This window comes from Mariniluteicoccus endophyticus (assembly GCF_054780035.1).
On record NZ_BAAGXC010000001.1, the window covers coordinates 121355 to 133778 of the forward strand.

The window sequence follows — 12424 nt, forward strand, 5'->3', positions numbered from 1 at the left end:
ACCACTAGGGTGCGTGCAGCGAACCCAGCGAGGAGACCATGTCACAGCCGGCGGCCACCCCCGAACCCACCCCATGGGTCCGCTCCCCCGCCGTGCGCACCGGCGTCTCCATCGGCATCGCCACGGGCCTGTACGCGATCAGCTTCGGCGCGCTCGGTGTGGCCAGCGGACTGTCGGTGCTGCAGACCGCGGCACTGAGCCTGCTCATGTTCACCGGCGGGTCCCAGTTCGCGTTCGTCGGTGTGGTCGCCGGCGGCGGCAGCGGGGGCGCGGCCACCGTCGCCGCGAGCCTGCTGGGTCTGCGCAACGGCGTCTACGGCATGCAGGTCAACGCGATGCTGCGACCACGCGGCCCGATCAAGATGCTCATGGCCCACCTCACCATCGACGAGTCGTCGGCCACCGCCGCGGCGCAGACGGAGCCCGACGAGCAGACCCGCGGCTTCTGGGGCGCCGGGCTGGCGGTGTTCGTCCTGTGGAACCTGTTCACCCTCGTGGGCGCGCTGGCCGGCAACGCCTTCGGCGACCCGAAGACGCTCGGGCTCGACGGCGCCGCCGTCGCAGCCTTCGTCGGGCTGCTGTGGCCACGGCTCCACGGGCGTGAGCCGGTCGCCATCGCCGTCGTGTGCGCCGTGATCACCGCAGCCGTCATCCCCGCGCTGCCGCCCGGCATCCCGATCATCGTCGCCGGCGCGGTCGCCGCGGTCTTCGGGTGGTTCGGGCGCGGGCCGGCCTCCGAGGGCCTCGAGCCGGATGTGGAGCTCCGATGAGCACCTGGACCTGGATCCTCGCCGCGTGCGGGATCGCGTACGCCACGAAGGGCGTCGGCTATCTGATCCCCCGACGGCTCCTCGAGCACGAGCGGATCATCCGCGTGGCGGGAACGATGACGATCGGGCTGCTGGCCGCCCTCGTGGTCATGAACACGTTCGCCACCGGGCGGCGGCTCACCATCGACGCCCGCGTGGTCTCGCTCGTCGTCGCGGTGGTCGCCTTCCGCCTCCGGGCACCGTTCCTCCTGGTCGTCGTGCTCGGCGCGGCCTCGGCGGCGCTCGTACGGCTCAGCGGGTGGGGCTGACCCTCACTCCGGCCGCGGAGCCGAGGCGAGGATCCCCCAGGCGCGTGCGCAGTCGGCCGCGATCTGCTCGATGAGGGCCTCGAGCCCCTCGAACCGCACGTTGCCGCGCAGGCGCTCCGCGAACGACACGGCGATCGGTACGCCGTAGAGCTCCAGATCGTCCCGATCGAGCACGTGGGCCTCGACCACGACCTCGGGTACGTCGTCGAACGTGGGGTTGGTGCCGACCGAGATGGCGGCGGGCCAGACCTCGGCGCCGGAGGTGTCGCGCCGCGTGACCCAGCCGGCGTACACGCCGTCGGCGGGTGCCGCGCGTCCGGCGGCCACCGGCAGGTTCGCGGTGGGGAACCCCATCTCGCGGCCCCGCTGATGGCCGACGACGACAGTCCCTGTGTAGTCGAACAGGCGGCCCAGGTGGCGTGCGGCCTCGGCCACGTCACCCTCGGCCAGCAGTCGACGGATGGTCGTGGAACTCGTCGCGTCGTCGTCGGTGGTGAGCAGTGGCAGCGCCGTGACCTCCCACGGCCCCAGCGCGGCGAGCGTGTCGGTGTCACCGGCGGCCCGGTGCCCGAAGCGGAAGTTCTCCCCCACCACGACGAAGCGCGGGTCGAGCGGCACGAGATGGGCCTCGACGAACTCCTCGGGGGTCTGCTCGGCCATCTCGGAGGTGAACTCGAGCACGACGACCTCGCCGGCGCCCGCCTCCTTCAGCAGGGCAACCCGGTCGTCGAGCGAGCACAACAGCTTCGGGGCCTTGTCGGGACGCACCACCGTCATCGGGTGGGGCCAGAACGTCATCACGACGAGGCGTACGTCGTCGGCGAGCCCCCGTGCGTACTCGATGACGGCGCGGTGCCCCCGGTGCACCCCGTCGAAGTTGCCGATGGCGACCACGGTGGGTCGGTTCACGTTCGTCCCTTTCGTCGACCGGGGCGATCGTAGCGCCGTACCCCCGCACCCCCGCATCGTAACGAGTGGGTAACGGACCGGTCTGGCGTGGACGGAGACCTGAGAGATCCCCAAGAATGCCCTCAGGACCCACAGAGGAGAGATGCCATGTCCCGCACGTCCCGGGCTGTCGGAGGTGCCCTCGTCGGCGCCTTCGCGCTGAGCCTGCTCACCCCGCTCGCGGCGCAGGCTGCCCCCAGCGGCACCGCGTCCGCCAAGCCCTCGGCCTCGGCCAAGGGCTCCAGCACGAACCCGTCGGCACGCCCGACCGCGACGTCGGGCCGGCCGGCGGCCACGCCGCAGGGGTCGGCCACCAGCTACGACGACCGCGTCATCTTCCAGTCGTTCTCACTGTTCCAGCCGAACGACGCCAAGATGTACAACAACTTCGCCGCCAACGCCCAGCAGCTCAACCAGTGGGGCATCACGGACATCTGGCTCCCGCCGCCCTACCGCTCGTTCGGCATGGCCCGCTACATGGAGGGCTACGCGATCGCCGACCGCTACGACCTCGGCGAGTTCGACATCAACGGCGACGGCAAGGTCGACCCGACGAAGTACGGCACCGCGACCGAGCTCAAGTCGCTCGTCGACCGATTGCACTCCAGCAACTTCCGGGTCCAGGTCGACCTGGTGCCAAACCAGATGATGGGCCTGTCCGGTCGCGAGGCCGTCGTCGGCACGCGTACCGACAACAACGGCAACCCCTTCGTCAACCGCGACGGACGCCGCACCGACTTCGTCGACCAGATCTACCTCCCCTACACCAAGGGCGGCGGCCCCGGCCAAGCCAAGTACGGCTCCATCAAGGAGTTCAACAAGAGCCACTGGAACGGCACGTCGCTGCAGCAGATCGGCTTCGGCGACACCCTCAAGGGCCCGGACGGCCGCCCCTACCGCGTCGACCAGCCCAACGCCGCCGACAACAACGTACCGGCCTGGCTGAACACCTCGCTCGGCCACAACACCGTCGACGGCTACCTGTCGGCCCACGACGCGTACGAGCTGTCCGCCGGGAACTGGCGCCCCTACCTCGTCAACGACCCGGCCTTCGTCACGTACGCGAAGGCGAAGTGCGGCTTCGCCGATGAGAACGCGGTGAAGAACGGCGCGGGCTCCACGTCGATCTGGGACTGCCGCGACGCCTTCGTCAACCGCCTGCAGGACTACCGTGCCAACCCCCAGGCGCTGCCCGGCACGAAGTACAACTACTGGGGCGAGGACCCGTCGCTGCAGAACATCGACAGCGGCATCGACGACCTCGACCAGGTGCGCTTCAAGGGCCACACCATCAACCAGGGCTTCGTCAAGAACGCCGAGTTCCTCGTCGGCAACGACTTCGACAACTCGAACCCGACCGTCCAGGCCGAGCAGCGCAACTGGGTGAAGTTCCTGCTCGACCAGTACAAGGTCGACGGCTTCCGCATCGACGCGGCCGGCCACTACGACACGAAGATCCTCGACATGATCTCCGCCGAGACCCGCGCGAAGTTCGGCGGCGACCCGGCGCGCTACATGGACTACCTGGAGACCTACCAGAACGCCCAGGGCAACCAGTACGTCGACGCCACCGGCAACCAGATCCTCCAGATGGACGCCTGGGGCTTCGCGGTCCTCCACGACTCGCTCAGCCGTGCCACCCATCCCGTGATGAACCTGTGGCGCTTCTCCGACGCTCAGCGCAGCGGTGACCGCACGAAGCCCGAGGGCGGCGACTTCCGTCCCAACTGGTCGTTCGTGAACAACCATGACCAGGAGAAGAACCTCGTCAACCGGGTTTTCATGGACCAGAACGGCATCCCCGCGAACACGCCGGGCTGCACCGGCGGCCCGACGAGGTGCCGGTCTTTCGACGCCGAGTGGACCAAGGAGAAGGAGAACCGCGCGATCCAGGTGTACAACGCCGACCTCGCCGCCCCCTCCTCCCAGAAGCGCTGGTCGCCGCGCAACGTCCCCGCGATGTATGCGGCCATCCTGACCAACAAGGCCACGACGCCGACCGTCTACTACGGCGACATGTTCCGCACCGACGGAGCGTACATGGCCGAGAAGACGCCCTACTACGACGAGATCGACGCGCTCCTCAAGGCCCGCAAGTCGTACGCCAAGGGTGAGCAGCGCGCGTACGAGTTCTCGGACAAGACGGCTGCCACCGTCCGTCTGGGCGCCGACCGCGCGACCGGGATGGCCACGGTCATCAGCACCGACCCCGCCGTCAACCAGACCGTCGTCGTCGACATGGGCCGCGACCACGCGAACCAGAAGTTCCGTGACGTGCTCGGCAAGTCGACCCAGGTCCTGACCACAGACGCCACCGGCAAGCTTGCTGTCCCCGTGCGCGGCTCGAACAACACCGCCGAGGTCAACGGCTACCTGGGTGTCTGGGCGCCGGTCGACAGCACGATCAACTTCCTGGTCCGTGGCGCCATCGAGGCCAAGTGGCAGACGGTCAGCGGCCAGCTCGGCGGCCCAACGACCCCGGAGTACTGCGGCATGCGCGACGGCGGCTGCTACCAGCACTTCCAGAACGGCTCGATCTATTGGTCGCCGGCCACCGGCGCCCACTTCGTGCGCGGCGCGATCTTCCAGAAGTGGGGGTCGCAGGACTGGGAGCGCGGATGGCTCGGCTACCCGATCACCGACGAGACCTGCGGGCTGAAGGACGGCGGCTGCTACCAGCACTTCCAGGGCGGCTCCATCTACTGGACGCCGGCCACCGGTGCCCGGTTCATCACCGGCATGATCAAGGACAAGTGGGCCTCCATGGGCTGGGAGAACTCCCGTCTGGGATATCCCGTCACCGATGAGTCCTGCGGGCTGAAGGGCGGCGGGTGCTACCAGCACTTCCAGGGCGGTTCCATCTATTGGTCGCCGGCCACCGGTGCCCACTTCGTCGTCGGCCTCATCAAGGACCGCTGGGCGTCGATGGGCTGGGAGAACTCCTTCCTCGGCTACCCGACCACCGACGAGTTCTGCACTCTGCGTGACGGCGGCTGCGGCCAGCACTACCAGGGCGGCTCCATCTACTGGTCGCCGGCCACCGGCGCCCGGGTCGTCACCGGCCTCATCAGGGATCACTGGGCCCGCAACGGCTGGGAGACCGGCCGCTACGGCTATCCGCTCGCCGCGGAGTCCTGCGGCACCGTGGGCGGCGCACGCCAGTGCACGCAGCCCTTCCAGGGCGGCACGATCACCTGGAACGCCAACCGCGGCACCTACTGATCCGTGCTCTGACCAGCACGACAGGTCGAGGGCCGGCATCCCGCACGGGGTGCCGGCCCTCGGTCCTTCCACGACCCTCGACGCCGGGTCGAGCGTTTGGTCACGGTTGGAGCACGGAGAGCGGTTTCCGTGCGGGGCGGGACAAGGATGTGAGCATCCACTGACCCGAGGAAAGACATGCGACTCCGTACCGCCCTGGCCCCCGTGGCACTGGCACTGGCGCTTCCCCTGCTGGGGTCGCCGGCCCACGCCGCGCCCACACAGACCCCGAGCCCGACCCCGGCGTCGACCGCCACACCCGGTCGCACGGCGACCCCGCGCGCCACCGCGACCACCACGACCACCACGCCGACCCCCACACCCACGGCGAGCACGGGTCTGCCGAAGGTCATCTGCTCGACGTGGAGGGGTCCTGTGGAGTCCACGAACTCGATCATCTGCAACATCACCGACGCGCAGGGTGTACGGGACAACGCCGACAGCTGGCTCACCCTCTACGAGATGCGTGCGGACGGACGCCTACTCAACGTCCCCGGGGCGACGACGACAAGCTCCCCCGACGGTTATCGCGTGACGTTCGCCGCTCTCGCCGGACGCAGGTACGTAGCCGTCGCCGTCTCCCACAACGTGCGATCCGAGACCGCGGAGATCACGGTCGAGGCCACCACCGATCCGGCGTTGCGCTGCCGCCCCGTGGACCACACGCCGCGGGCGACCGCGGTGGTCGGATGCGACGTGTTCGGCACCGGTGCGAGGGATCCCCGCCCCTTCTCGGTCAGGGACGAGGCGGGACGGGTCCTGGGCCAGGGCACCTCGACCCCCCAGGGGCAGGTCCTCGTCGAGTTCCCGACCGAAGGCCTGAGCGCCGCCCCCGCGCTCAGCATCTCGGCCGCGGACACCCCGCCGACTCCCATCGAGATGCGCCGGCTCGGCCCCGAGGGGTGGGCGGCACGGGTGACCTGCCAGCCGATCGTCGCCGGGGCCGATCGTCCAGCCGTGCTGAGCTGCCGTGTCACGGATGCAGCAGGTGCGGGGATCGGCGGCGTCCCCGTCCGTGCCGTCGGCGGCTTCCACACGCGTCGCCCGACGGTCGAGGACGTGGGGGAGGTCGGATTCGTCCCCAGGACGACGGATCCCGCTGGCTCGGTGCAGGTCCCGTTCCGGACGCCGATCCTCCCCGCGGGTGACTACCCGATCTGGGTCTCGGCCGGCAGCGGGACGCGGATCGCCCAGGGCCTCGCGCCCGCCCGCAGCACCAGTGACCTCTCGCCCCTCGGGCAGGCCACCAGGGCCGACGGGGACGGAGCCCCGCTGACGAACGAGATCTGCACGCCGACCCACTGCCGCCAGGACCTGGAGCAGGCCACCAACGTGGTGGTCGGCACGAGGTTCCATCGGCTCTCTGCTGTCGTCCGTGACCAGTGGTACGCCGCCGGTGGTGCAACCGGTCGGCTCGGGCTGCCGACCGAGACACGGCACTGCTACGGCGAACCCTGCACCCAGCGCTTCGAGGGCGGTTCCATCGCACAGCGCTTCTCCCCCAACCGGGCCGTGGCCGTCGTCGGCGCCATCCACACCCACTGGCAGGAGCTGGCCGCGGAGAAGGGCACGCTCGGGCAGCCCGAGGCCGGGGAACGTTGCGGTCTGAAGGACGCAGGTTGCTACCAGGACTTCACCGGCGGCCACGTGTACTGGTCGCCCGCCACCGGCGCCCACTTCGTGCGCGGCGCGATCTTCTCCCGGTGGGGAGCGCAGGGTTGGGAATGGGGGCCGGTGGGCTACCCGACGACCGGCGAGTTCTGCGGTCTTCCCGGAGGGGGGTGCGGGCAGCACTTCGAGCACGGCTCGATCTACTGGCACCACGAGGCCAGGGTCGTCGAAGGGGCGCTCCGCGACAGGTGGGCATCGCTCGGCTGGGAGCGGGGCTTCCTGGCCTACCCGCGCGGTGAGAAGTTCTGCGGTCTCAAGGACCTCGGCTGTGGGCAGCACTTCGAGGGCGGATCGCTCTACACGTCCCCGTCGACCGGCACCCGCTTCGTGCGCGGCGCGATCCACGACGCATGGGCCAGAGCCGACTGGGAACGTGGCCCGCTCGGGCTGCCGACGTCCGACGAGTTCTGCGGTCTGCGCGACGGTGGCTGTGCCCAGCGGTTCCAGGGAGGGCTCGCGTACTGGTCGCCCGGCAGCGGTGCCGCCCGCGTGTTCGGCGCCATCGGCGAGGCGTACGCCCAGCAGCGCTGGGAGATGGGCTTCCTCGGCTACCCGCTCGGCAATGAGCGCTGTCATCTGGTCGACGCCGGGTGCGTGCAGCGCTTCCAGGGCGGCACGATCTGGTGGTCACCGAGCACGGGGGCCCAGGTCGTGAGGGGCGCGATCCTCGAGAAGTACCTCTCCCAGGGCGGCGAGGCCGGTTCGCTGTGCTACCCGCGCGAGTGGGAACGGTGCGACGCGAACGGTTGCAGCCAGACGTTCGACTACGGGCGCATCGTGTGGAACCCGCGCGACGGCGCCCGGATCACCAGGCGCTGAGTCAGATGAAGACGGCCTCGGGCTTCGCCCCGGGGCCGTCCTCGCGTTCCGGCACGTAGAGGGCGAGGAAGCGGTCCTCGTGCATGATGGCGGTCAGACCGGTGATCTCGATGTCGAGGCGCTGCCCGTACGAGACCGCCTTCGCCGCGCGGTCGTCGACCGCGTACGTCGGGAAGCAGGCGGCTGCGACCTCGTCGATGCCGACCATGTCGACGGCATCGGTGTCGCCGTCGACGGGCTGTGCGCGTTCGAGGGTGAACGGCCCCACCGCGGTACGCCGCAGCGCGGTCAGGTGGCCGCCGGTCCCGAGGTCGCGGCCGATGTCGCGGGCCAGGGCACGGATGTAGGTGCCGGAGCTGCAGCGGACGCGCACGTCGGCGTCGACGACGCGTACGCCGTCGAGCTCGGCCTCGCGGACGTCGAGCAGCGTCAGCTCGTGGACCGTGACGGGCCGGGCCCTCAGCTCGACCTGCTCCCCCGCCCTGACCTTCGCGTACGCCCGCTCGCCGTTGACCTTGATGGCCGACACGGCCGTGGGGACCTGCTGGATGTCGCCCGTGTACGCCGGCATCGCCGCCGCGACCTGCTCGCGGGTCAGCGCGGGCGCACCGAGGGACTCCACGACCTCACCCTCGGCGTCGTCGGTGATCGTCGACCGGCCGAACCTGATGGTCGCGTCGTAGGCCTTCTCGGTCAGCATCAGGTGCCCGAGCAGGCGCGTGGCCCGGTTGACCCCGACCACGAGGACACCGGTGGCCATCGGGTCGAGCGTGCCGGCGTGCCCGACCTTCTTCGTGCCGAGCAGGCGTCGGCAGCGGCCCACGACCTGATGGGACGTCCAGCCGGGCTGCTTGTCGACGACGACGATGCCGGACGCGGTGGTCTGGTCGGCCACCGGGTCAGTCCTCGTCCGAGTCGTCCTGGTCGTCCTCGTCGTCGGCGAGCCCGTCCTCGTCCTTGTGACGGTAGGGGTCGGCCTCGCCTGCGGGCTTCGCGTCACGCGCCAGCGCGGCGAGCTCGGCGTCGTGGGCACGCGTGGCGGCGAGCAGCTCCTCGATCTGGCGGGCATTCTCGGGCATCGCGTCGGCCTGGAATGTGAGGATCGGGGTGAACTTCAGCCCGAGCTGCTTGCCGATCGTCGACCGGATCAGGCCCTTGGCCGAGTCGAGCGCGGCCTGGGTGGACGCCACGTCGGAGTCCTTGCCGAGGACGGTGTAGAAGATCGTGGCCTCCCGCGAGTCGCCGGTCACCTTCACGTCGGTGAGGGTGACGAAGCCGAGGCGGGGATCCTTGATCCGCCGCTCCAGCATCTGGGCGGTGATGACCTTGATCTGGTCGGCCAGCTTGAGGATGCGCGGGTTGCTCATGGGAACCCATCATTCCAGATCCGCGAAGGCTCCACCTCTCCGTGACCCAGGAGATACACCGGTTCCCACCGTCGACCGAACGGCGATGGCGCCCGCCCCCGACCGGGGACGGGCGCCGTCGCGTACGACCACCTCTATCAGCTGCGAGACTTCTCGCGCATCTCGAAGGTCTCGACGATGTCGCCGATCTGGATGTCGTTGTAGTTCGAGATCGTCAGGCCGCACTCGTAGCCCTCGCGGACCTCGGTCACGTCGTCCTTCTCACGACGCAGCGACGCGATGTCGGACTCGTAGACCACGACGCCGTCGCGGAGCAGACGCGCCTTGGCGTTGCGCCGTATGAGGCCGTCGATGACCATGCAGCCGGCGATCGTGCCGAATTTCGAGGAGCGGAAGATCTCGCGGATCTCCGCCTGACCCAGCTGGGCCTCCTCGTAGATCGGCTTGAGCATGCCCTTGAGAGCCGCCTCGATCTCGTCGATCGCGTCGTAGATGACCGAGTAGTAGCGGATGTCGACGTTCTCGCGGTCGGCCATCTCGGTCGCCTTGCCCTGGGCACGGACGTTGTATCCGATGATGACGGCACCCGAAGCAGCGGCCAGCGAGACGTTGGTCTCGGTGATCGCACCGACGCCACGGTCGATGACGCGCAGGGTGACCTCGTCGCCCACGTCGATCTTCGCCAGCGACTCCTCGAGGGCCTCGACCGAACCGGAGCCGTCGCCCTTGAGGATGAGCAAGAGCTCCTGGGTCTCGCCCTTCTCCAGCTGTTCGAACAGCTGGTCGAGGGTCTTGCGGCGGGCACCGATCGCCTGCATCGCGGCACGCTTGCGCGCCTCGCGCTGGTCGGCGATCTGTCGGGCCGTGCGGTCGTCGGGGACGACGAGCACGGAGTCACCGGCACCCGGCACCGAGGTCAGGCCGAGGACCTGAACCGGCATCGAGGGCGGCGCCTCGTCGACGTTGTCACCGCGGTCGTTGATCAGCGCGCGGACGCGGCCGTGGGCCGGACCGGCGACGATCGAGTCGCCGACCTTCAGGGTGCCGCGCTGGATCAGCATGGTCGAGACCGGGCCGCGGCCCTTGTCGAGGTGGGCCTCGATGGTCACGCCCTGGGCGTCCATGTCGGGGTTGGCACGCAGGTCGAGCGACGCGTCGGCCGTCAACACGATGGCCTCCAGCAGGTCGTCGAGACCCTGGCCGGTCACGGCGGAGACGTCGACGAACATCGTGTCGCCGCCGTACTCCTCGGCGACCAGACCGTATTCGGTGAGCTGACCGCGCACCTTCTGCGGGTCGGCCCCCTCCTTGTCGATCTTGTTGACCGCGACCACGACGGGGACCTCCGCGGCGAGCGCGTGGTTGAGGGCCTCGATCGTCTGGGGCATGACGCCGTCATCGGCGGCCACAACCAGAACCGCGATGTCAGTCGACTTGGCACCGCGGGCACGCATGGCGGTGAACGCCTCGTGGCCCGGTGTGTCGATGAACGTGATCTTGCGCTCGTTGCCGTCGACCTCGGTCTCGACCTGATAGGCGCCGATCGACTGTGTGATGCCGCCGGCCTCCTTGGCCTGGACGTTCGCCGAGCGGAGCTTGTCGAGCAGTCGGGTCTTGCCGTGGTCGACGTGGCCCATGACCGTGACGACCGGCGGACGCGGGGCGAGATCGTCCTCGTCGCCGTCGTCCTCACCGAACTCGAGGTCGAAGCGCTCGAGCAGCTCGCGGTCCTCGTCCTCGGGCGAGACGACCTCGATGTTGTAGTCGAGCTCGGCACCGAGCAGCTGGAGCGTGTCGTCGTTGATGGACTGGTTGGCCGTCACCATCTCGCCCAAGGCGAAGAGCACCTGGACCAGCGATGCGGCGTCTACGCCGATCTTCTCGGCCAGGTCGGTGATGGACGCGCCACGGCGCAGGCGGACGGTCTGGCCGTCGCCCTTGCGTACGCGGACGCCACCGGGTGCCGGAGCCTCCATCTGGTCGAACTCTTGACGACGCTGCTTCTTCGACTTGCGTCCACGGCGCTGCTGGCCGCCGCGACCGAAGGCACCCTGCGTGCCCGAGCCCCCGCGACCGCCACGGCCGCGGCCACCGCCACCACCGGGCGGACCGCCCATGGGGCCGCCGCCGAAGCCGGGGCGACCGGGGCCGCCGCCACCGGGACGGCCACGACCGCCGGTGCCGCCGCCGGGACGGCCACGGCCGCCCGGCGCGCCGAGCTGGGTCGACGAGTGCTTCGGCATCATCGCGGGGTTGGGGCGCGGCATGCCGGACAGGGCACCCGGACGCGGGCCCGGACGGGCACCGTCACCGGCGCCCTGACCGGCACCGGGGCGCGGCGCAGGACGCGGACCACCCGGACGGGCGTCGCCACCCTCGGGACGAGGACGGCGGGCCTGGGTGCCCATGCCCTGCGACGAGGAGAACGGGTTGTTGCCCGGACGCGGCGCGCCACCCGGACGGGGCGGGCGCGGTGAGGTGCCTGGCAGGCCACCGGTCGACCCGGGGCGGGGCGCCGGGCGCGGCCCGGGCGTGGGAGCACCGCCAGCCGCCGGCGAGGCCGGACGGGGCGACGACGCGGGACGCGTCTCGGGCTGGTTGGCCGTGCGGGGCTCAGGACGACCCGGACGCGCACCCGGACGCGTCGACTCGGTCGCACCGCCACCGGCGGCCTTGGGGACACGCGGGCCAGGTCGCGGACCCGGTGCGGGGGTGCCACCGGGCCGGGGCGCCGAGCCACCCGGCCTGGGGCCGGGCGTCCGGGAGGCCGGGGATGCCTGGGCGCCCGGCTTGGGGGCACCCGGCTTGGGTCCGGCCGTGGGCTTCGGCGTCGCCGGGCGCGTGGCGGGAGCCGGACGCGTCGACGGTGCCGACTCGGCGGGCTTCGCCGTCGACGTCGCGGGCTTGGGAGCCGCCGGTGCTGCCGGCTTGGCAGCGGGCTTGGAGTCGCCCGCCTTGTCGGCCTCGAGACGGTCACGCAGACGGCGTACCACCGGGGCTTCGATCGTGGACGATGCCGAACGGACGAACTCGCCCATGTCGTTCAGCGTCGCGAGAACCTGCTTGCTTTCGAGTCCGAGCTCCTTCGCGAGCTCGTAGACGCGGACCTTGGCCACTACTCTCCTTCAGGCCCGCGTGGATGCGCGGACCAGTTAGTTTTCGAACGTGCTCATTGCTGGTTACTCATCGAGTGGTCATGAGCGTCAGCCCACCTTCTGATCGATCCGCCCGGACGGGCGGAGTTGGTTGCCGGGCATGAGGACACGCCCGGAGCGCATCT

At 70.3% G+C, this 12424-nt stretch carries 8 protein-coding genes; 4 read left to right on the forward strand and 4 right to left on the reverse strand.

Annotation, left to right across the window (positions count from 1 at the left end):
• The first annotated feature begins 38 nt into the window (after nucleotides 1–38).
• Nucleotides 39–770 (forward strand): AzlC family ABC transporter permease, encoded by a 732-nt coding sequence (locus tag ACYVGD_RS00515; RefSeq protein WP_460741004.1) that lies wholly within the window; start codon nucleotides 39–41, stop codon nucleotides 768–770.
• Nucleotides 767–1078: an AzlD domain-containing protein gene (locus ACYVGD_RS00520; protein WP_460741005.1), complete on the forward strand. Its 312-nt coding sequence runs from the start codon at nucleotides 767–769 to the stop codon at nucleotides 1076–1078. The genes ACYVGD_RS00515 and ACYVGD_RS00520 overlap by 4 nt, the downstream gene beginning before the upstream one ends.
• Nucleotides 1079–1081: 3 nt before the next feature.
• On the opposite strand, the gene ACYVGD_RS00525 is transcribed toward ACYVGD_RS00520, so the two are convergent.
• Nucleotides 1082–1987: a bifunctional riboflavin kinase/FAD synthetase gene (locus ACYVGD_RS00525; RefSeq protein ID WP_460741006.1), complete on the reverse strand. Its 906-nt coding sequence runs from the start codon at nucleotides 1985–1987 to the stop codon at nucleotides 1082–1084.
• Between the two features lie 147 nt (nucleotides 1988–2134).
• Between ACYVGD_RS00525 and ACYVGD_RS00530 the strand changes: the two genes are divergently transcribed.
• Both ACYVGD_RS00530 and ACYVGD_RS00535 read left to right on the forward strand, forming a co-directional pair.
• Nucleotides 2135–5248 carry a glycoside hydrolase family 70 protein gene (locus tag ACYVGD_RS00530; protein ID WP_460741007.1) on the forward strand — a complete coding sequence of 1038 codons (3114 nt, stop codon included), beginning with the start codon at nucleotides 2135–2137 and terminating at the stop codon, nucleotides 5246–5248.
• A gap of 177 nt (nucleotides 5249–5425) precedes the next feature.
• Complete coding sequence (locus ACYVGD_RS00535; RefSeq protein ID WP_460741008.1) at nucleotides 5426–7777, forward strand: LGFP repeat-containing protein; 2352 nt, start codon at nucleotides 5426–5428, stop codon at nucleotides 7775–7777.
• A 1-nt stretch (nucleotide 7778) separates the two neighbouring features.
• On the opposite strand, the gene truB is transcribed toward ACYVGD_RS00535, so the two are convergent.
• The 3 genes from truB to infB all read right to left on the reverse strand — a co-directional run bounded on the left by truB (nucleotide 7779) and on the right by infB (nucleotide 12260).
• Nucleotides 7779–8672: a tRNA pseudouridine(55) synthase TruB gene (truB, locus tag ACYVGD_RS00540; RefSeq protein WP_460741009.1), complete on the reverse strand. Its 894-nt coding sequence runs from the start codon at nucleotides 8670–8672 to the stop codon at nucleotides 7779–7781.
• Between the two features lie 4 nt (nucleotides 8673–8676).
• Entirely contained in the window at nucleotides 8677–9144 is a 468-nt protein-coding gene (gene rbfA / locus ACYVGD_RS00545) for a 30S ribosome-binding factor RbfA (RefSeq protein ID WP_460741010.1), read from the reverse strand.
• A 137-nt stretch (nucleotides 9145–9281) separates the two neighbouring features.
• A complete protein-coding gene (gene infB / locus ACYVGD_RS00550) occupies nucleotides 9282–12260 on the reverse strand; it encodes a translation initiation factor IF-2 (protein ID WP_460741011.1) in 2979 nt (992 codons plus the stop codon).
• Nucleotides 12261–12424: the final 164 nt, after the last annotated feature.